This is a genomic window from Campylobacter lari subsp. concheus (assembly GCF_008245025.1).
Lineage (GTDB): Bacteria > Campylobacterota > Campylobacteria > Campylobacterales > Campylobacteraceae > Campylobacter_D > Campylobacter_D concheus.
On sequence record NZ_CP043426.1, the window covers coordinates 678,302 to 697,822 of the forward strand.

At 28.8% G+C, this 19,521-nt stretch carries 21 protein-coding genes; 11 read left to right on the plus strand and 10 right to left on the minus strand.

All coding sequences use genetic code 11. The features are described from left to right. The first annotated feature begins 40 nt into the window (after positions 1-40). The 11 genes from CLCT_RS03550 to mog all read left to right on the plus strand — a co-directional run bounded on the left by CLCT_RS03550 (position 41) and on the right by mog (position 11,643). Complete coding sequence (locus CLCT_RS03550) at positions 41-688, plus strand: amino acid ABC transporter permease (protein WP_149062269.1); 648 nt, start codon at positions 41-43, stop codon at positions 686-688. Beyond that, a complete protein-coding gene (locus tag CLCT_RS03555; protein ID WP_149062270.1) occupies positions 681-1,340 on the plus strand; it encodes an amino acid ABC transporter permease in 660 nt (219 codons plus the stop codon). The genes CLCT_RS03550 and CLCT_RS03555 overlap by 8 nt, the downstream gene beginning before the upstream one ends. Position 1,341: 1 nt before the next feature. Then, positions 1,342-2,079 carry an amino acid ABC transporter ATP-binding protein gene (locus CLCT_RS03560; protein WP_149062271.1) on the plus strand — a complete coding sequence of 246 codons (738 nt, stop codon included), beginning with the start codon at positions 1,342-1,344 and terminating at the stop codon, positions 2,077-2,079. Between the two features lie 77 nt (positions 2,080-2,156). Further along, entirely contained in the window at positions 2,157-2,984 is an 828-nt protein-coding gene (locus tag CLCT_RS03565; protein WP_149062272.1) for a cysteine ABC transporter substrate-binding protein, read from the plus strand. 2 nt (positions 2,985-2,986) lie between these two features. Continuing rightward, the gene (locus CLCT_RS03570) at positions 2,987-4,237 is read left to right on the plus strand and encodes an MFS transporter (protein WP_149062273.1); all 1,251 of its coding nucleotides are present in this window, start codon (positions 2,987-2,989) and stop codon (positions 4,235-4,237) included. A 36-nt stretch (positions 4,238-4,273) separates the two neighbouring features. Next, the gene (locus CLCT_RS03575) at positions 4,274-5,680 is read left to right on the plus strand and encodes a COG3400 family protein (RefSeq protein WP_039668328.1); all 1,407 of its coding nucleotides are present in this window, start codon (positions 4,274-4,276) and stop codon (positions 5,678-5,680) included. Positions 5,681-5,687: 7 nt separating this feature from the next. Continuing rightward, positions 5,688-6,746, plus strand: a complete 1,059-nt coding sequence (aroB, locus tag CLCT_RS03580) for a 3-dehydroquinate synthase (protein WP_149062274.1) — start codon at positions 5,688-5,690, stop codon at positions 6,744-6,746. Continuing rightward, on the plus strand, positions 6,743-8,272 hold the full coding sequence (locus tag CLCT_RS03585) for a mechanosensitive ion channel family protein (RefSeq protein WP_149062275.1): 1,530 nt from the start codon (positions 6,743-6,745) through the stop codon (positions 8,270-8,272). The genes aroB and CLCT_RS03585 overlap by 4 nt, the downstream gene beginning before the upstream one ends. Next, a complete protein-coding gene (gene mtaB, locus CLCT_RS03590; protein WP_149062276.1) occupies positions 8,269-9,525 on the plus strand; it encodes a tRNA (N(6)-L-threonylcarbamoyladenosine(37)-C(2))-methylthiotransferase MtaB in 1,257 nt (418 codons plus the stop codon). The genes CLCT_RS03585 and mtaB overlap by 4 nt, the downstream gene beginning before the upstream one ends. Continuing rightward, on the plus strand, positions 9,515-11,113 hold the full coding sequence (locus CLCT_RS03595) for an AAA family ATPase (RefSeq protein WP_149062277.1): 1,599 nt from the start codon (positions 9,515-9,517) through the stop codon (positions 11,111-11,113). The genes mtaB and CLCT_RS03595 overlap by 11 nt, the downstream gene beginning before the upstream one ends. Before the next feature lie 2 nt (positions 11,114-11,115). Continuing rightward, positions 11,116-11,643, plus strand: coding sequence for a molybdopterin adenylyltransferase (mog, locus tag CLCT_RS03600; RefSeq protein WP_149062278.1), 528 nt, complete (start codon positions 11,116-11,118; stop codon positions 11,641-11,643). Between the two features lie 12 nt (positions 11,644-11,655). Here mog and CLCT_RS03605 read toward each other — a convergent pair whose 3' ends face one another. The 10 genes from CLCT_RS03605 to CLCT_RS03650 are packed head-to-tail and all read right to left on the minus strand — an operon-like array spanning position 11,656 to position 19,360. Then, positions 11,656-12,030: a rhodanese-like domain-containing protein gene (locus tag CLCT_RS03605; protein WP_149062279.1), complete on the minus strand. Its 375-nt coding sequence runs from the start codon at positions 12,028-12,030 to the stop codon at positions 11,656-11,658. A 2-nt stretch (positions 12,031-12,032) separates the two neighbouring features. Continuing rightward, positions 12,033-12,368 carry a rhodanese-like domain-containing protein gene (locus CLCT_RS03610; protein WP_149062280.1) on the minus strand — a complete coding sequence of 112 codons (336 nt, stop codon included), beginning with the start codon at positions 12,366-12,368 and terminating at the stop codon, positions 12,033-12,035. Then, on the minus strand, positions 12,365-14,194 hold the full coding sequence (htpG, locus tag CLCT_RS03615) for a molecular chaperone HtpG (protein WP_149062281.1): 1,830 nt from the start codon (positions 14,192-14,194) through the stop codon (positions 12,365-12,367). Before htpG ends, CLCT_RS03610 begins: the two co-directional genes overlap by 4 nt. A gap of 11 nt (positions 14,195-14,205) precedes the next feature. Next, on the minus strand, positions 14,206-14,574 hold the full coding sequence (gene crcB, locus CLCT_RS03620) for a fluoride efflux transporter CrcB (RefSeq protein ID WP_039668336.1): 369 nt from the start codon (positions 14,572-14,574) through the stop codon (positions 14,206-14,208). Continuing rightward, positions 14,571-15,260 carry a lysophospholipid acyltransferase family protein gene (locus CLCT_RS03625; RefSeq protein ID WP_149062282.1) on the minus strand — a complete coding sequence of 230 codons (690 nt, stop codon included), beginning with the start codon at positions 15,258-15,260 and terminating at the stop codon, positions 14,571-14,573. The genes crcB and CLCT_RS03625 overlap by 4 nt, the downstream gene beginning before the upstream one ends. Further along, the gene (locus tag CLCT_RS03630; RefSeq protein WP_149062283.1) at positions 15,238-16,443 is read right to left on the minus strand and encodes an SH3 domain-containing protein; all 1,206 of its coding nucleotides are present in this window, start codon (positions 16,441-16,443) and stop codon (positions 15,238-15,240) included. The genes CLCT_RS03625 and CLCT_RS03630 overlap by 23 nt, the downstream gene beginning before the upstream one ends. Next, positions 16,437-17,087 carry a phosphoribosylformylglycinamidine synthase subunit PurQ gene (purQ, locus tag CLCT_RS03635; protein ID WP_149062284.1) on the minus strand — a complete coding sequence of 217 codons (651 nt, stop codon included), beginning with the start codon at positions 17,085-17,087 and terminating at the stop codon, positions 16,437-16,439. The genes CLCT_RS03630 and purQ overlap by 7 nt, the downstream gene beginning before the upstream one ends. Continuing rightward, entirely contained in the window at positions 17,084-17,320 is a 237-nt protein-coding gene (gene purS / locus CLCT_RS03640) for a phosphoribosylformylglycinamidine synthase subunit PurS (protein ID WP_149062285.1), read from the minus strand. Before purS ends, purQ begins: the two co-directional genes overlap by 4 nt. Positions 17,321-17,328: 8 nt before the next feature. Further along, the gene (gene purC / locus CLCT_RS03645) at positions 17,329-18,042 is read right to left on the minus strand and encodes a phosphoribosylaminoimidazolesuccinocarboxamide synthase (RefSeq protein WP_149062286.1); all 714 of its coding nucleotides are present in this window, start codon (positions 18,040-18,042) and stop codon (positions 17,329-17,331) included. A 1-nt stretch (position 18,043) separates the two neighbouring features. After that, positions 18,044-19,360 carry a S41 family peptidase gene (locus tag CLCT_RS03650; RefSeq protein ID WP_149062287.1) on the minus strand — a complete coding sequence of 439 codons (1,317 nt, stop codon included), beginning with the start codon at positions 19,358-19,360 and terminating at the stop codon, positions 18,044-18,046. Positions 19,361-19,521 lie beyond the last annotated feature (161 nt).

The following is a 19,521-nucleotide window of genomic DNA, read 5'->3' on the forward strand; positions in this document are numbered from 1 at the left end:
TTATTTGTTACAATAATGTATTTAAAGTATGGAAGGTTTTATGGATTTTGATTTTTTAATCAAGTTTAGCCCTATGTTTATACAAGCTTCTTGGCTTACTTTAAAACTTGCTATTTATGGAGTATTTTTTTCATTTTTAGTAGGTTTGTTTTGTGTGGGAGTAAGTTATTTTAAATTTTATTTTTTAAATGCAGTCTGTAAAATTTACATAGAATTTTCAAGAAACACACCTTTATTAATCCAACTTTTCTTTTTATATTATGCTTTGCCTGAGTTTGGGATACACCTTAGCTCTTTTGTTTGTGCTGTGATAGGACTTAGCTTTTTAGGTGGTTCTTATATGGCTGAGAGCTTAAGAGCGGGTATGGAAGCAGTGAAAAAACAACAATACGAATCAGGACTTTCTTTGGGTTTGAATAAATGGCAAAATTTCCGTTATATTGTTATGCCTCAAGCTTTGGGTATAGCTATGCCAAGCATTAGTGCAAATATCATTTTTTTACTAAAAGAAACTTCAGTAGTAAGCATTATTGCTTTAGCAGATTTAGTATATGTGGCTAAAGATCTTATAGGACTTTATTATAAAAGCAATGAAGCATTATTTGCTTTGGTGCTTTGTTATTTGATTTTGATTTTACCTTTATCTTTAGTGTTAAACCGTATAGAAAAAAGGTTAAACTATGTTTGAAATTTTAAATCAAGATACCTTTTTTAGACTAGCACAAGGTTTAAAGGTTACTTTAGAACTTTCGTTAATTAGTGTTTTGATTTCACTCATAGGAGGAATATTTTTTGGAATTTTAATGCATTCTAAAAATAAAATCCTTTATGTTTTTTGTCGTTTTATGCTCGAGTTTGTGCGTATTATGCCTTTGATTGTTTGGCTTTTTATAGTGCATTTTGGCTTGGCGAAATGGTTTGGATGGCATTTGAGTGCTTTGGGTTCAAGTATTATTGTTTTTAGTATTTGGGGTGTGTTTGAGATGATGGATTTAGTTAGATCATCTTTGGCAAGCATACCAAAACACCAGTATGAATCAGGACTTTCACTAGGTTTTAATAAATTTGAAGTTTATCTTTTTATCATCATACCTTTATCTTTAAGAAGATTGTTACCAATGAGTATTAATCTTTTTACAAGAATTATTAAAAGCACTTCAGTGATTTATCTAATCGGCGGTATAGAACTTATTAAAGTAGGTCAACAAGTGATTGAGCTAAATTTATTTCAAAATTCTTACGCAGCTTTTGTGATTTATGGTTTGATTTTACTGATTTATTTTATACTTTGTTATCCTTTGTCGGTATACTCAAAGTTTTTAGAGAAAAAATGGAGCTAATATGAGCATTTTAAAAATACAAAATTTACAAAAATATTATGACGATCATCATGTTTTAAAAGATATAAATTTAGAAGTAAATCAAAAAGAAGTAGTGGTTATACTAGGTCCAAGTGGTTGTGGGAAATCTACATTTTTAAGATGTATTAATGGCTTAGAAGAAATGGCTGATGGAGCTATTTTTGTAGATGATGAAAAAATTGATAAAAATTATAAAAAATGGACTCAAATTCGCCAGAAAATAGGCATGGTATTTCAATCATATGAACTTTTTGATCATTTAAATGTGGAGCAAAATATACTCTTAGGGCCTTTAAAGGTGCAAAAAAGAAAAAAAGGAGAGGTTTTAGAAGAAGCAAAATACTGGCTTGATAGAGTAGGGCTTTTGCATAAATTAAAAGCTTATCCTAAAGAGTTAAGTGGCGGACAAAAACAACGTATAGCCATAGTTAGAAGTCTTTGTATGAATCCTGAGATCATGCTTTTTGATGAAGTTACAGCAGCACTTGATCCTGAAATAGTGCGCGAGGTTTTAGATGTGATTTTAAATTTAGCAAAAGATGGTATGACTATGCTTATAGTTACGCATGAAATGGGTTTTGCAAGGGCGGTTGCTGATAAAATAGTTTTTATGGATGATGGAAAAATAGTAGAAATTTCAAAACCTGATGAATTTTTTGAAAATCCAAAGACAGATCGTGCGAAGAAATTTCTCAATTTGTTTGATTTTCATCGCTAATTTTGTTTTAGAAAAGATTTGTTTAAAAAATTAATATAAGGTTTAAAAAAATTAAATTTCAATTACAAGGAAAAAATATGAAAAAGATTTTTCTTTTATCGTTTTTAATGGCACTTTTTTTTAGCGCCTGCTCAAATTCAAGTTCTAATGAAAATTCCTTAGAAAAAATCAAACAACAAGGTGTAATTCGCATAGGTGTTTTTGGTGATAAACCTCCATTTGGTTACCTAGATGCTCAAGGGAAAAATCAAGGCTATGATGTATATTTTGCTAAACGTATAGCAAAAGAACTTTTAGGGGATGAATCTAAAGTACAATTTGTTTTAGTCGAAGCAGCAAATAGGGTGGAGTTTTTAGAGTCAAATAAAGTAGATTTAATCTTGGCTAATTTTACTAAAACCCCAGAAAGAGAAGCTGTGGTGGATTTTGCTTTGCCTTATATGAAAGTTGCTCTTGGGGTAGTAGCTCCTAAGGGATCGGATATTAAAACTATAGATGATTTAAAAAACAAAACTTTAATTTTAAATAAAGGCACAACAGCTGATGCGTATTTTACAAAAAATATGCCAGAAATTAAAAGTATTAAATTTGATCAAAACACAGAAACTTTTGCAGCTTTAATCGGTAAAAGAGGTGATGCGTTAAGCCATGATAATGCATTACTTTTTGCTTGGACTAAAGAAAATCCAAATTTTGAAGTAGTGATTAAAGAACTTGGAAATCATGATGTCATAGCTCCTGCTGTAAAAAAAGGCGATGAGGCTATGTTGAAATTTATCAATGATTTGATTATAAAATTACAAAATGAGCAGTTTTTTCACAAAGCTTATGATGAAACCTTAAAGCCGTTTTTTAGCGATGACATAAAAGCTGATGATGTAATAATCGAAGGTGGTAAAATTTAATAATGCAAAAAGCCTTTAAAAATACCATCTATGCTTCTTTAGGTGGTATTTTAGAATTTTATGATTTTGTTTTATTTATCTTCTTTGCAAGTGTTTTTGCAAAAATTTTTTTTCCTCAAAATGATGATTTTTGGCCATTAATCTATACTTATGTAGCCTTTGGAGCAGGGTATTTAGCTAGACCTTTTGGCGCTGTTGTTTTAGCACATTTTGCAGATATTAAAGGGCGTAAGAATGTTTTTTATATTAGCATGCTTTTGATGGTTGTACCAAGTTTTGTTTTGGCCTTTTTACCTACTTATGAAAGTATAGGACTTTTTGCTACTTTTATGCTTTTTATTATACGGATAGCTCAAGGATTAGCCATAGGAGCTGAAGTGAGCGGTGCTTGGATTTTTGTGAGCGAATTTGTGAGTAAAAAAAGACTTGGCTTGGCACTTGGTTTTATTTCAGCGACTTTAACTTTAGGTTTATTACTTGGAAATTTAGCGACTTTAAGTATATATGCGTATTTTGATAAAGAAGAAGTAGAAAGCTTTGCTTGGAGAATTCCTTTTTTTATAGGAGGATTTTTTGGCATATTGGCTTTATTTTTGCGCACAAAGCTTAATGAAACACCAGCTTTTAAAAACATAAAAGAAAAAGAAAAAATTTTAAATTTTCCACTTTTACAAGCTTTAAAAACACATAAAAAAAGTATGTTAATATGCGCTTTTCTTACTGTGGTTTTAACAAGCGGGGTAGCTACTTTAATGATACTGCCACAATATTTTGAAAGCCTATTAGGAGTTAGTAAAACTACTGCTTTGTTATATCAAAATTTGGCCATAGTTATGATTATATTAGGAAGTTTAGCACAAGGGTATTTAGCTGATTTTTTAGGACATTTTAGAATTTGTTTGATTTTTACTGTGGTTTTTGGAGCTTTTGGCATAAGTTTTAGTTTTTATAATGAGTGGTTTTTATCATTTTATTTACTTGCTTGTTTTGCACAAGGCATTATAGCTTTTGCTCCTATTTTCATGACTCAAATTTTTACTACAGAGTTAAGATCGAGTGGTCTTTCTTTTGCTTATAATGTTTCTTATGCGATTTTAGGTTTTTTAACACCCTTTGTTGTTAATTTTATGTATGAGAAGTATTTTTATATTTATATTATTTTTATAGTGATTGCTAGTTTGTTAAGCATGTTTTTGATAAAAGTATTTTTAAAGCAAAAACCAGCATTAAAAACCATAAATTATAAACTATAACTTTGCTATAATTATATTTTATATTTAGAGGTGTAAATGAATAAAATTTTATTACTAGCTGATGGGAATTTTGCTAAAGATTTTTTAAGAAAAATTCATAGCAATAAAACTTTTAAAGAATCTTTGAGTGTTGTTTATTATAATGATGAAAGTGTGGATTTAGATTTAAAAAATGAGCAAATATCTTTTTATAAATTTGATCCTACAAGTTTGGTTAAACTAGAAAATTTATTAAAGGAAGAATTCCATCAAGCTATCATCTATATGCAAGAGGAAGCAGATATGTTAGCTTGCTATAAAAATTTAAGAAAATTACACCCAAGATTAAACATAGTTATTATGGATTTGTGGAATAGTCAAATTGATGATAATTTTTGCGAAGTGATTAATGTTTATGATACTTTAAGCACGAGATTAACAGGTTGTTTAGATAACATGCCTTCTATGGCACAATTTATAGGGCTTGGACAAGGTGAGGTAATGGAGGTAAAAATTCCTGCAGGATCAAGCTTTGCTTATAGACATATAAGCTCTATTAGTCAAAAACGTTTTAAAATTGTAATGGTTTATAGAAATAATGAATTTATCCTAGCAAGACCTGGGCTTATTTTAATGCCAAATGATAGTATTTTAATCGTAGGTGATCCTAAAGTTTTACAAAGTGTTTTTACTAATGTTAAAACAAGTTTAGGACGCTTTCCATCGCCTTTTGGGGATAATATACTTTGTATTATAGATATGAAAAAAATGAGTGAGTTTGCTATAGAAAAGCTTATTTTTGCAAGTTTACTTTTACATGTAAGGATTAATAGTAAAAAGCTTTATTTTAAAGTGATTAATCCTACTTTAACTCCTATGTATTATAAACTTAAAGCCTTGCATAAAAATAGCACCGAAGTGATATTTGACTATGAAAGTACAAATGTAAAAAATATTAAGTCTTTTGTGGAAAATACTAGCATAGGTTTGCTAGTAGTGGAAGATTATCTTTTTGAAAAAGAAAAAAGCTTTCTTTTTACTTTAAAAATTCCTGTGTTAAAAGCAGGCAAAGGGGATTTTGCTGACTTAAAATCATCGGTGGTTTTAAGCTCAAACTTTGAAGATGTGGAAGGTATTGCTTCTATTATGCTTGATTTAAATAAGCAAATCCAACTAGGACTTGCTTTATATTATTACGATTTAAAACTAAATAAAGCTGAAATTTTTGAATACCATCAATATTTTGAAAGCCTTTCAAAACTCCATGATGAAAAATTATTTTTAATAGAAGAAAAAGAACATAACCCTATCAATAAATTTTCTTATAAACAAAATGTATTGCATTTTGTACCATTTAATGAAAAAATTTTAGGAAGTAATTTCAATAAAATTTTAAAAACAGATTTAAATACGATATATTATAAGATGAGTAAAAATTATCAATTATTTATACCATCGCTGTGAGAAAACAATGCAAGTTAAGGTAAATTTGAAAAATAATACAAGTTATAATGTCTATATAAATGAGCTAGAAAAGTTAAATTTTGATACTAAAGTGGTGATTTTAACTAATGAATTAGTGGCAAAGCTACATTTAGATGCGCTTTTGGAAAAAATTCAAGCTAAAGAACTTTTTATCATAAAAATTAAAGATGGTGAAGAGTATAAAAATTTACAAACTATAGAATATATCTTAGATCAAATGTGTGCTTATAAGCTAGATAGAAAAAGTCTACTTATAAGTTTTGGTGGCGGGGTTATCTCTGATATGGGTGGTTTTGTAGCAAGTATATATCAAAGAGGGATAGAATTTATCAATATTCCTACAACTTTACTAGCTTGTGTGGATGCAAGTGTGGGTGGTAAAACTGGAGTGAATAATAAATTTGGCAAAAACTTAATAGGCACTTTTTATCAGCCAAAAGCGGTGTATTGTGAGAGTAGGTTTTTAAAAACGTTGCCTTTAAGAGAACTATCTGCGGGTATGGCTGAATTTATCAAAATGGCTGTGGTTTTTGATGAAGCAATTTTATCTTTTTTAGAAAATTTGAACGAGGATAAATTTTTAAATGCTAAATTAGATGATATTACTTTGGCTCAAATCATCCGAAAAAGTATAGAGCTTAAAGCTAGTGTGGTTTCACAAGATGAAAAAGAAAGCGGTTTAAGAATGCTTTTAAACTATGGACATACTTTTGCTCATGTTATAGAAAATCAAACAGAGTATAAAAAATACTTACACGGTGAAGCTGTGGCTATAGGTATGAATATGGCAAATGTTTTAGCTTTAAATTTAGGATTATTGAGTGAGCAAGAATGCCAAAGAATACAAAATTTACTTGTGAAATTTAAATTACCTATATCTTATAAAATTTCAAATACACAAGAGTTTTACAATGCTTTTTTCTTGGATAAAAAGACACATTTTCAAAAGATTAATTTTATTTTAGCTTGTGGTTTGGGAAAAGCTTGTATAAAAAATGATATAAGCAAAGAAGATATTTTACGCACTTTAGAGGTGTTTGCATGAAAAAGATTTTTTTACTTTTATTTTTACCTTTTTTGATGCTTTTAGCACAAGATAATATAGAGCATTTAGAGCAAAAATTAAATGAACTGCATAATAATTTAACATATAATACTTGGGTAATTAAATATAATAATTTTAATATTTACAGAAAAACTCAAGATGAGATTTTGGCTTTAGAAAAAGAAAGTTTAAAGGCTAATGAGCGTAATAAAAGCATTATAGAAAGGCAAATTTTAATCTTAAAAGAAAGACTAGAACTTTTAAGTGAGTATAAAAGTGCAAATTTTTCCAAGATGGTTTTAGCTCCTGAAGAAGTTGATAAAATAGATAAATTAACTAATCCTTTAGCCATCATTTCAGCATACTCACATATAAAAAAACTAAGACGTGATAAAGAAGAATATGTTAATCTTTTAAATAGTTTTAAGCAGACTTTAGATGAGCTTATAAAAGAAAATGTTTTAGTGGCTGAAATAGCTAAATTAGTCCCTAGTAAAGAACATGATGAGTATTTAAAAATATCCAATCAAATGGTAAGAGATTTTTCACAAACCTTGCGTTTTGGGGAAATTTCTTATTCTGTATATGAAAAAAAAATCCAAGAAGAAATTGAAAAAACAACAGCTTCTATTAAAATTCAAGGCGTAAGAGCTTTTAATATTGTTTTAGCTATTATTATCGTTGTAGCTATAGCATTTTTACTCAAATTTATAGCTAGAAAATACATAGGCGATAATGATCGCTTTTATACAGCAAATAAAATCATTAATTTTATTAATATCAATGTGATTATTTTGATTTTACTTTTTGGGTATATTGAAAATATTAGTTACTTAGTAACTGTGCTTGGTTTTGCTTCTGCTGGTTTGGCTATTGCTATGAAAGATATGTTTATGTCTATGCTTGGTTGGTGTGTGATAGTTTTTGGTGGAAGTTTTAGAGTAGGTGATAGAGTTAGAGTTTTTCAAAACAATACGCATTATATTGGTGATATAATTGATATTTCGTTTTTAAGAATAACCTTATATGAAGATATTTCTTTGCTAACTTACACAGATAATCGAAGAAGTGGTAGGATAATTTTTATACCAAATAATTTTATATTTACCAATCTTATATCAAATTATACCCATCATGGTATGAAAACAGTTTGGGATGGACTTGATATTACTTTGACTTTTGATTCAAATCATCAAAAAGCCTTAGAAATAGTGGAAGAAATTGTTATAAAAGCTTCTAAAGGTTATACAAAAATTGCAAAAGAATCTATGAGTAAATTAAGAAATGAATACAGTATTAGAAATCCTAAAGTAGAGCCTAGGTTTTTTACATTTTTAGAAGGTTATGGCATGAGAATTTCTGCTTGGTATATGACAAATTCTTATGCGGCTTTGATTTTAAGAAGTAATATAAGCAAAGAAATCATTAATGAATTTAGTAAACATGATGATATAAAAATAGCTTATCCATCACAAAATTTATATATGGCAAAACATGAATTTATAGAAAATAAGGAAGATATTTGAAAAAAAAAGTATATTTTAAAACTTTTGGTTGTAGAACTAATATTTATGATACGCAATTATTAAAAACTTATATTAAAGATCATATTGTTACACAAAATGAGCAAGAAGCTGATGTGATAGTGATAAATTCTTGTACCGTTACAAATGGTGCTGATAGCGGGCTTAGAAGCTATATTAATGGTGTAAAGAAAAATGGAGTTAAGGTTATACTTACAGGCTGTGGTGCTGTGAGTAAGGGAAAGGATTTTTTTGATAAAAAAGAAATTTTTGGAGTTTTAGGGGCTTCTAATAAAGATAAAATCAATGAGTTAATCTCGCAAGATAAAGCCTTTTATGAGCTTGGAAATTTACACTTTATTGATACAAAAATCGTAAGTAATTATGAAAATCACACTAAAGCTTTTGTAAAAATTCAAGAAGGATGTGACTTTGCTTGTAGCTATTGTATAATCCCAAGTGTTAGGGGTAAATCAAGAAGTATGCCAAGTGAGGAAATAATAAAACAAATCAAACTTCTTGCACAAAATGGTTATAGTGAAGTAGTTTTAACAGGTACTAATATAGGAAGTTATGGTTCAAAAGATAAAAATACGCTTGGAAAATTATTACAAGAAATAGGCAAGGTTAATGGTATAAAAAGAGTAAGACTTGGGAGTTTGGAGCCTGCTCAAATTGATGAGAGTTTTAAAGAAATTTTAAATGAGCCTTGGCTTGAAAAGCATTTGCATATTGCCCTGCAACACACCCATGAGAAAATGCTACGCATTATGCGCAGAAGATCGCATACGCAAAATGATTTAGCGCTGTTTAATGAGTTAAGCCAAAAAGGTTTTGCTTTGGGAACAGACTTTATTGTAGCACACCCTGGAGAAAGTGAATTAATATGGCAAGAGGCTTTAGAAAATTTTAAGCAATTTAAACTTACGCATATTCATGCTTTTATTTTCTCACCACGTGATGGAACGCATTCTGCTTCTATGAGTGAGCGAATTAATGGTGAAATAGCTAAAGAAAGATTAAATATTTTAAAAGATATAGTTGTACAAAATAATTATGAGTTTAGAAAAAATCAAAAAAATACTTTAGAAATTTTAGTTGAGAGTAAAAAAGATGGTTTTTATGAAGGTTATGATCAATTTTTTAATAAAATCAAAATTACAAGCAAAGAAGATATCGCTAAACAATGGATAAGTATTGAAAAATATGAATGCAAAGAAGATTGTAACTATGTAAGGCTAGAGGATGAAAAATAAAAAGATTATCTTAGCTTCATTTTTATTGCTTTGTGTTTTTGTAATAGTTGCGTTTATAAAAAATCAACCTGATTATATTAGTAAAGCCGCTTATGAAGAGCTTTTAGAGCAAAATTTAATCCAAAAAGCCATAGTAGAAAATAATGAAATATTATTAAAAAGTAAAGAAGGAAATTTTTTAATTGCCAAAGATGTAGTAGATCTAAATACTTTGTGGCAAAAAATTCCTTTAGAATATGCTAAAGATTACAATTTAAGTGAGTTTTTTTTGATTCTTATTTTGCTTGCTTTTCTTGTAAGTTTTTTACTCTTTCTTAATAAAAAAAATAAAGATAGACAAAATTTACTTTCTTTAGAAAAAAATATTTTAGAAAAAAATGAACAAAATAACACTATACAAGATGTGGTAAGTGAAGTTAAATTTAAAGATGTAGCAGGGGTTGATGAGGCTAAGGTAGAGCTTTTAGAAATTGTTGATTTTTTAAAAAATCCTCAAAAATATAAAGATTTTGGCGTGAAAATGCCAAAAGGGGTTTTACTAGTAGGGCCTCCTGGAGTGGGTAAAACTTTGATAGCAAAAGCAGTAGCAGGTGAGGCTGGGGTACCATTTTTTTATCAAAGTGGAGCTAGTTTTGTAGAAATTTATGTAGGTATGGGTGCAAAAAGAGTTAGAGAGCTTTTTTTAAAAGCTAAATCAAAAGCTCCAAGTATCATTTTTATAGATGAAATTGACGCGGTTGGTAAAAGTAGGGGAGATTTTTCTAATGTAGAAAGAGATAGTACTCTAAATCAGCTTTTAACTCAAATGGATGGATTTGAAGATAATAGCGGTGTTATAGTGATGGCTGCTACAAATAAAATCGATCTTATGGATAATGCGCTGTTAAGATCAGGGCGTTTTGATAGAAGAATTTTTATATCTCTGCCTGATTTTAAAGATAGAATGCATATTTTACAAAATTATATGAAAGAAAAAAAATCTAGTGTAGATTTAGAAAAAATTGCAAAAGCTAGTGTGGGTTTTAGCGGAGCAGCTTTAGAGACTCTAGTTAATGAAGCGGCCATTAATGCTATAAGAAGAAAATCAGATTTAATAGAAGAAAATGATTTTTTTGCAGTGCTTAATAAGGTTTTAATGGGTAAAAAAAAGATTTTCTCTCTAAGTGATAAGGAAAGAAAAATTCAAGCCACATACCAAGCAGCTAAAGCTTTGTGTGCTTTTTATTTTGATGTTAAATTTGAAAAAATTACTTTGATAGAAGATAGATTTAAAGAGTATGAAAATACCATCAAGTCAAAATCAGAATTGCTAAACAAAATAAAAGTTTTTCTAGCAGGCTCAGTTGCCATGGAGCTTATTTTTAATGAAAGCTATACCAATGCACAAAGTGATCTTTTGAAGGTTAAAGAATTGCTTACTTTCATGGAAACTTTTGCTATGGCAAATGAGGGTTTATTGCAAGAGCAAAAGCAAGAAGTGAAAGAATTTTTAGAATTAATGAAAGAAAAAGTAGTGAGCTTAGCTAACATTCTTTTAGAAAATGAAAAAATAGAAAAACAAGATGTAGAAAAAATCATAATGGAGTAAAAATGGTAAAAATAGGAATTTTAGTACTTTCAGATAGAGCAAGTAGTGGAGTTTATGAAGATAAATCTGGAATAGAGATAGAAAAAATTTTAGATTCTTATATAAAAAATGAAAAAAGTTTTTATTATGAACTAATTCCTGATGAATATGATTTAATTATAGAAAAATTAGCTTATTTGGCTGATGAAGTAAAATGTGATTTGATTTTTACTACAGGGGGTACAGGGCCTGCTTTGCGTGATGTGACACCAGAAGCAACACAAGCAGTGTGCGATAAAATGCTTCCGGGTTTTGGAGAGTTAATGCGTGCAAAAAGCTTAGAGTATGTACCAACAGCTATACTTTCAAGACAAAGCGCAGGCATAAAAGGAAAATCATTGATTATCAATTTACCGGGTAATCCAAAAGCTATAAGAGAATGCATTGAGCCTATATTTCCTGCTATTCCTTATTGTGTGGATTTAATAGGTGGAGCTTATATTGAAAATAATGAAGAAGTAATTTCTGTATTTAGACCAAAGAAAAAGTAAGTCCAGTTAGACTTACTTTGAGGTTTCATATCCTTGTGATAAAAGTGCGTTCATACCACCTTTTAAATTAGTAACTTCTATGCCATTTTGATCTAGCAAAGCAGAAGCTTTAGCGCTTCTTGAACCGCTTCTACAAACTATAGCGATAGGTTTGTTACTTGAAATCTTTTTAATTTCCTCAACGAAATTTTTATTTACACTACCATCTTCATTATAAAAGCTAATTTTAATGGCATTTTTTATAGTACCAGTTTGTGCCCATTCGCTAGGTTTTCTAACATCAATTACTTGATAATTTTCCAAAATATCCGCATTAATATCGATATTTTTAACTTCTGCTAAAACAAAACTAACACAAAGTGCTAAAGATAAAAATATTTTTTTCATAATTAACCTTCCTTTTTTATAGCTTCATAACCTTGTGATAAAAGCGCTACCATGCCACCATCTAGATTAGTACATTCTATACCTAGAGCATCTTCTATCATCATAGCAGTGTGTTTGCTTCTTGAGCCTGTAGCACATACAAAGGCTATGTTTTTATTTTGATAATCTACTTTTTCTTTAAACTCTTGGATGAAATTTTCATTCATAAAGCCATTATCATCGCAAAGTGCGATGAGTGTAGCTTCTTTTATAACCCCGCTTTTCCATTCGCCAGGAGTTCTTACATCTATAATACAAAATTCGTGCAAAATATCTTTAGAAATAGCTATATTTTTCATTTTTCTAAAGCCTTAGAAACGATTTTACTTAAGGCATTGTTAAATTCGCTAGGGTTATCTATACCCATACCTTCACTAAGTTTAGCCATATTTAAAAGAATATGTGCCATTTCATTAGCTAAGGTATCATTTTCTTTTAAGGCTTTTAAAATTTCATGATTAGGATTGATTTCAAGTATAGGTTTAACTTGCTGTTCTTGCCCCATTTGTTTAAGAATTTGTTGCATAGCAAAATCAGGTTTATTTTGATCATAAACAATACAGCTTGGACTATTTGAAAGTCTTTGGCTAAGTTTTACCTCTTCAACTTCATCTTTTAAAACTTCTTTTATTTTGATGAGTAAGCTTGCAAATTCAGCCTTTTGTTCTTCGCTAGTTTCTTCACTAGATAGATGATTGATAGCACTAAATTTTAAGCCTTCAAATTCATTCATCATAGGCATAACTATGGTGTCAATTTCCTCATCAAGCAATAAAACATTGATATTTTTTTGTTTATAACTTTCAAGAAGCGGAGAATTTCTTAAAAGTTTTTCATTTTTTCCACTAATATAAAAAATTTCATTTTGACCTTCAGTTAAGTTTTGTTTATACTCTTCAAGATCAATTAATTCTTCTTTATTTGAGTTTTTAAAGTATAAAAGTTTAGCTATAGCGTCTTTATTTTCACCAAAACCATATAAACCTTCTTTTAAAACTTTTCCAAAATTGTCATGAAATTTAAGATAATTTTCTTTATCTTTTTCTTTGAATTTTTTAAGTTCTGCTAAGATTTTTTTAACACTTGCTTCTTGAACGCTTTTTAAAATTTTATTTTCTTGTAAGATTTCACGACTTACATTAAGCGGTAAATCTTCTACATCAATAATTCCGCGTACAAATCTTAAATAAGTTGGTAATAATTCTTTATCATCATCGCTTATAAAAACTCTTTTTACATAAAGTTTTAAACCACTTTTATAATCTACTCTGTATAAATCAAATGGAGCTTGTGCAGGTATAAAGAATAAAGAATTATATTCTATAGAACCTTCAGCTTTTGTGTGAATATAAAGCATAGGTTTGTTTGAGTCATGAAAGTTTTGTTCGTAAAATCTTTCATAATCTTCAGCTTTTAAACTTGCTTTATTTTGTCTCCATAAAGCACTTGCTGTGTTAATTTGAGTATTTTTTAATTCTTTTTTAGGTTCTTTTTCACCTTCTTCTAACGGCAAATACTCTTCTTTTTCCATAAAAATAGGAAATTGTATGTGATTTGAGTATTTTTCTACTATACTTTCAATGCGGTATGAGTTTAAAAATTCTTCATCTTTTAAATGCAAGGTTATGCAAGTGCCTTGCTCATCTTTATTTGCATCTTCTATTTCATAACCACTAGCATCAGAAGTCCAAAGATAAGCTTTATCATCTAATACTTTTTTGCTTAAAACTTCTATTTTAGAAGCTACCATAAAAGCAGAGTAAAAGCCTACGCCAAATTGTCCTATAAGTTGTGAGTCTTTTTTAGCATCACCGCTTAAGTTTTCTAAAAAACTTTTTGTACCACTTTTAGCAATGGTTCCAAGGTGATTGATCAAATCTTCTTTATTCATACCTATACCATTATCGCTTATGGTTAGGGTTTTTGTTTCTTGATTGAAGTTGATTTGAATTTTTGGTTCAAATTTTAGATTTTTATAAGCATCATCACTCACGCTTAAATAACTAAGTTTATCAAGTGCGTCGCTTGCATTAGAAATAAGCTCTCTTAAAAAAATTTCTTTGTTTGAATACAAAGAATGAATCATAAGTTGTAAAAGTTGATTAACTTCAGTTTGAAATTGCATTTATATCTCCTTTATTTAAAAATTAAAAAACCAATCCATACTGCCAAAAGACAAAGGATAACATTTAAAATAATATTTAGAAAAAAGTGAAAATAATCACCACTTTGCAAAAATAGTAAATTTTCATAAGAAAAAGTTGAAAAAGTCGTAAAAGCACTTAAAAAACCTGTGCTAATTAAACTTTTAGTAAAAATATGCACACCTTTAGAGTTTGCATAAGAAAAAAACAAGCCCATTAAAAAAGATCCTATGATATTAACAAGTAAGGTACCATAAGGAAAATCATGTGGAATGATTTTATTAAAAAAGCTACTAGTAAGCATTCTGGATATGGCCCCTAAAAAGCCACCAAAACCTACAGCCAAAACCGTACTAATCAAGCTTTTGACCTTTCGTTATCTAAGATTGTTTGCATTTTTTCTCTAGTTTGCTCAAGCCAATCATCTTTACTTATATCAACAAGATCAAGAAATACTATTTTTAAAACGCCACTATTTGCGCTAAAGTTTTGTGTATCTAAAATTTTAGCTGAATCAACAATTACCACAGGTTGGACTTTTAGATTAAGTTTTTTACTTAAAATTTTAGCTCCAACTTTAAATTTTAAAAGTTTTTGTGTTTTAGATCTTGTACCTTCTGGAAAAATAGCCAAAATTCTATCTTCTTCTAGTCTTTCTTTGGCTTCTTTTAAAAGTTTTACTAGACCTTTTGGACTTCTATCTATACAAATAATTTTAGGTTTTTTAATCAAAGTTTTAAAAACGGGGAGTTCACCAAGTTCTTTTTTTGCTATCCAAGATATATTTTTTGGACATAAATCTTCCAAAACAACTATATCTAACAAGCTTTGATGATTGATTAAAAGTAAATTAGCTTGAGGATGTATAGAGCCTTGGGTTTGGATTTTATAATTTATTACATATTTTTGCAGTTTTGACCATGCTTTTCTGATTTTCCAAATTTTTTCCTGTGATTGCAATAATAAAAAGGCAATGCATAAAAATATAATAGATAAAATAAATTCAATCCAAAATACTAAAGCCTTAAATCTTTGATAAATCTTCACTTTTTACCCAGCCTATTTTTCCATTATTAAATAAAATTTTTTTATATTCATCTCTTGAATCTAACACTTCTACTTCTTGGTTATATTTTCCAGAATAAAAATGAGTTGAGTTAAGAGTTGGTAAAATTTGCACTTTGCTTTCAGCTTTTAATATGGCTTTATATATGTTATTTTGGGCTAAAAAACTTGCTATTAGAGCCAAAATTGCTAAGCCTAAAGCTATATAGCTTTTCTTAAATACAAACCATAAAGCAAAAATACCACACAAGCTCCACAAAAATACTTGCTTGTAAAAATTAAAGTCATTAGTTTTTGGATTTAAATCACTTTGTGTGCTTATGCTATCTTCTTTAAGTTCTATTTTTAAAGAAAAATCTTTTAATTCTTTAGAATTTAAATTAAAATAAGAAAAATCAAAACGTGTTTTGCTTTTATCTAAAATAGCATAATAAAACCCACTTTGTTTTTCAAAATCACCTTTAATAGCCTCTACGCCTTGTTTTTGAATATCTTTTATGTTAAAACTTGCTAGGTTTGTATTTTCTCCTACAAGTTCTATAAATAAAATTATATTATCATTATCAAAATGGCTTGTTTTTACTTGTTTTACTTCTAAATTATTTGCAACTATGTGTGAGTATTTATTAGAAGGAGCGTCGATTTTTTTAAGTCTAATAGGTTTTATAATTAGTGATGAGCTTTGAAAAATATGATCATTTCTGCTTAAAGAAACGATGATTTTATTTAAATTAGCATTTAAACTTTTTGCTTCAAACCATAATTTTGTATGATATGAATTAGCCTTTTGTTCCCAAATAAGATTAGGATTAATCCAAAGCATATCATCATTTTTTTCAAAACTCACATTTAAATCAAAACTTACATTAGTTGTGGTGATAACCTCAAGATCTATAGCAAAAGCTTCATCTATGTAAGCCTCATCAGTGTATTCTTTTGTATTTAATACTAAAGAACCTTGAGGGATAAAATTTTCATCATTGATTTTGCTTTCATAATTACTCTCATCACTTGGAGCGATAGTTTGATAAATTTGCTTAGCTTGATCGTCTAATTGATTGTAGTTTTTTTCTAAGATGTTATAATCTTCAAAAACGCTATTTTCTTGAGCATATAAATTAAACGCTAGTAAAAAAACACAAAAAACTTTGAAGGTTTTTAGCAATTTAAAAATCCTTCAAACATTTTAAGTCCTACTTTTGAGCCAAGTATATCATCACACATTCTTTCAGGGTGTGGCATAAGTCCAAAGACTTTTTTATTTTCATCGCAAATCCCAGCTATATCATTTAAAGAGCCATTTGGATTGTTGATATATCTTAATAAAATCATATCTTTATCTTCTAGCATTTTAATACCATCTTCGCTATTAAAATAATTTCCTTCACCGTGAGCAATAGGTAATTCTATAATGTCATTTTTTTGGAAATTTTTCAAAAAAGCATTATTGTTTGATACCACTTGTAATGCTTGCATTTTAGAAATAAAACTTAAGCTATTGTTGTGTTTCATAGCTCCCTTTAAAAGACCAAGCTCTAATAAAATTTGAAAACCATTGCAAATACCTAGAACATATCCACCTTTTTGTACATGTTCTTTAAGTGTTTTCATGGCAGGAGCAAGTTTTGCAATGGCTGCACATCTTAAATAATCTCCATAAGAAAATCCACCTGGTAAGATAATTAAATCTGCACTAAAATCTTGTCTTTCATGCCAAATGATTTCAGTTTTTACGCCTAGTTTTTCAAAAGCATAAGCTGTATCAAACTCGCAATTAGTTCCAGGAAAACGAATAATAGCTACTTTCATAATATTATCTCATAATCTTCTATCACAGTATTTGCAAGCAATTCTTTACACATTAAATCAACTTGTTTTAAAGCTTTTTCTTTATTATCACAAGCTATATCAAAACTAATTTGTTTTGAGGTTTTAACATTTGTTATGTTATTAAAATCTAAAGAATGTAAAGCCTTTTCTATGGCTTTGCCTTGAGGATCTAAAACTCCATTTTTTAGTGTGATATTTACAATTACTTTCATTATTTTTCCTAACTTAAAATTCTTTTTAATACTTCTTCATAGGCCATTTTTACATTACCTAAGTCTTGTCTGAAGCGATCTTTGTCTAATTTTTCATTAGTTTTGCTATCCCAAAATCTACAACTATCAGGGCTAATTTCATCAGCTAGTATCATATTTCCTTCACTATCAATACCAAATTCTAATTTAAAATCAATCAATCTTAAACCTTTAGATTCAAAGAATTTAACCAAGATAGAATTGATTTGTCTTGCAATATTTTTTATTAATTCTAAATCTTTTTCACTTTTTACTAAATTTAAAATCAAACAATGTTCATCATTGATAATAGGATCACCTAAATCATCATTTTTATAACAAAACTCAACTACAGCAAAAGGTAAAATTGTACCTTCTTTAATGCCTAATCTTTTTGTTAAAGATCCTGTAGCTACATTTCTAGTAATAACCTCAATAGGTATAATATTGCATTTTTTAACAATTTGTTCTTTATCGCTGATAGTTTCTACTAGATGTGTTTTAATACCTTCTTTTTCTAAAAGATGAAAAATTTCAGTACTAATTTTACAATTTAACGCACCTTTTCCTGCTTCGTTACCTCTTTTTTCTGCATTAAAAGCAGTTAAATCATCTTTAAATTCTGTGATGAGTAAATTCTCATCATCAGTCTTAAACATTTTTTTACCTTTTCCCTCGTATAAAAGATCTAGTTTTGTTGCCATTTTACTCTCCTTTTGTGATATTTAAAATTTTGATTGCATCTATTGCAGTTTTTAACTGTATATCATTATCAATTTGCTCTTTAGTGATGATATTTTTATTGTCTTTATTATCTTTTTTCTTTTCTTGATGTCCGATTTTGTCAAGTTCAGCTTGTAAGTGTTTTTTTAGATCGCTTTCTTTGATTTCAAAGCCATGATTTTCTTCTTTGCTTACTTTTCCTGGGAATACTTCTATATCAGGACTAACCCCGACAGCTTGTATGGTTCTACCACTTGGTAAATAATATTTTGCTATAGTAAGTCTTAAGCCTTCTTTGCCTTTTTCATCCATAGGTAATATAAGCTGTACACTGCCTTTTCCAAAGGTTTTTTCGCCTATGATAATAGCGCGTTTGAAATCTTGTAAAGCTCCGCTTACAATCTCACTCGCGCTAGCACTACCACCATTTACAAGCACTACTAAAGGTGCGTTGGTGATTTTTTTACCAGGATTTGCTTTAAATTCTACATTCTCACTTTCTATTTTTCCTTTTTGTGAGACAATAACTCCTTTATCTACAAAAAGATTTACCAAACCTACAGCTTGATTTAAAATACCACCTGGGTTGGTTCTAAGATCTAGTATAATTCCTTTTACATTAGAATGTTTTTTGATAGCTTTACTAGCTTCATCTACGACATTTTTATCAAAATTAGTCACTCTTAAATAAAGCAAGTTTTCATTTTCGATTAATTTTGTATAAACGCTATCTACTTTTATAATATCTCTTTTTAAATTAACATCAAATGGTTTTGTATCGCCTTTTCTATAGATAGTTAGAGTAACCTTTGTCTTGGGTTCTCCACGCATTTTAGAAACAGCTTCATTTAAAGTCATACCTAAGGTTGATTCGTTATTAATTCTTAAGATAATATCATCAGTTTTAATGCCTGCTTTATCCGCTGGACTTCCTTCTATAGGAGCTACAACGCTAATTGCTCCATCTTTTTGCGTAATGGTAAAACCAAGTCCACCAAATTCCCCATTAGTTTGCTCTTTAAGTTCTTTATAACCTTTTTCATCTAAGAAAGAAGAATGAGCATCTAAATTTGTTAGTAAACCTGCTATGGATTTATCAACCAAATCTGTATAATTAACATCATCAACATAGTATTGTTCTATGATAGACATGGTTCTTGTGAGTTTAGATAAAGCTTCTATTTTCTTTTCTGCTTCACTAGGAGCGGGATTTTTAGCTTGTAAATTAGTAAAAATAAAAGAAGCGGTTACTAAACTACAAATACTAGCTGCGATAATAAGATTTCTTTTTGTCTTCAAAGGAAAAACTCCAAAATAAATATGAATTCATAAAATAACTATCTAATTTTAGTTATTTTTGCTTAAAAAATCGTAAATAAAGTAAATATTTTTATGATATTAGTGTATATATATAAAAAATTATTTATAAATATAACTAAATAAACTTGACAATAATAGAC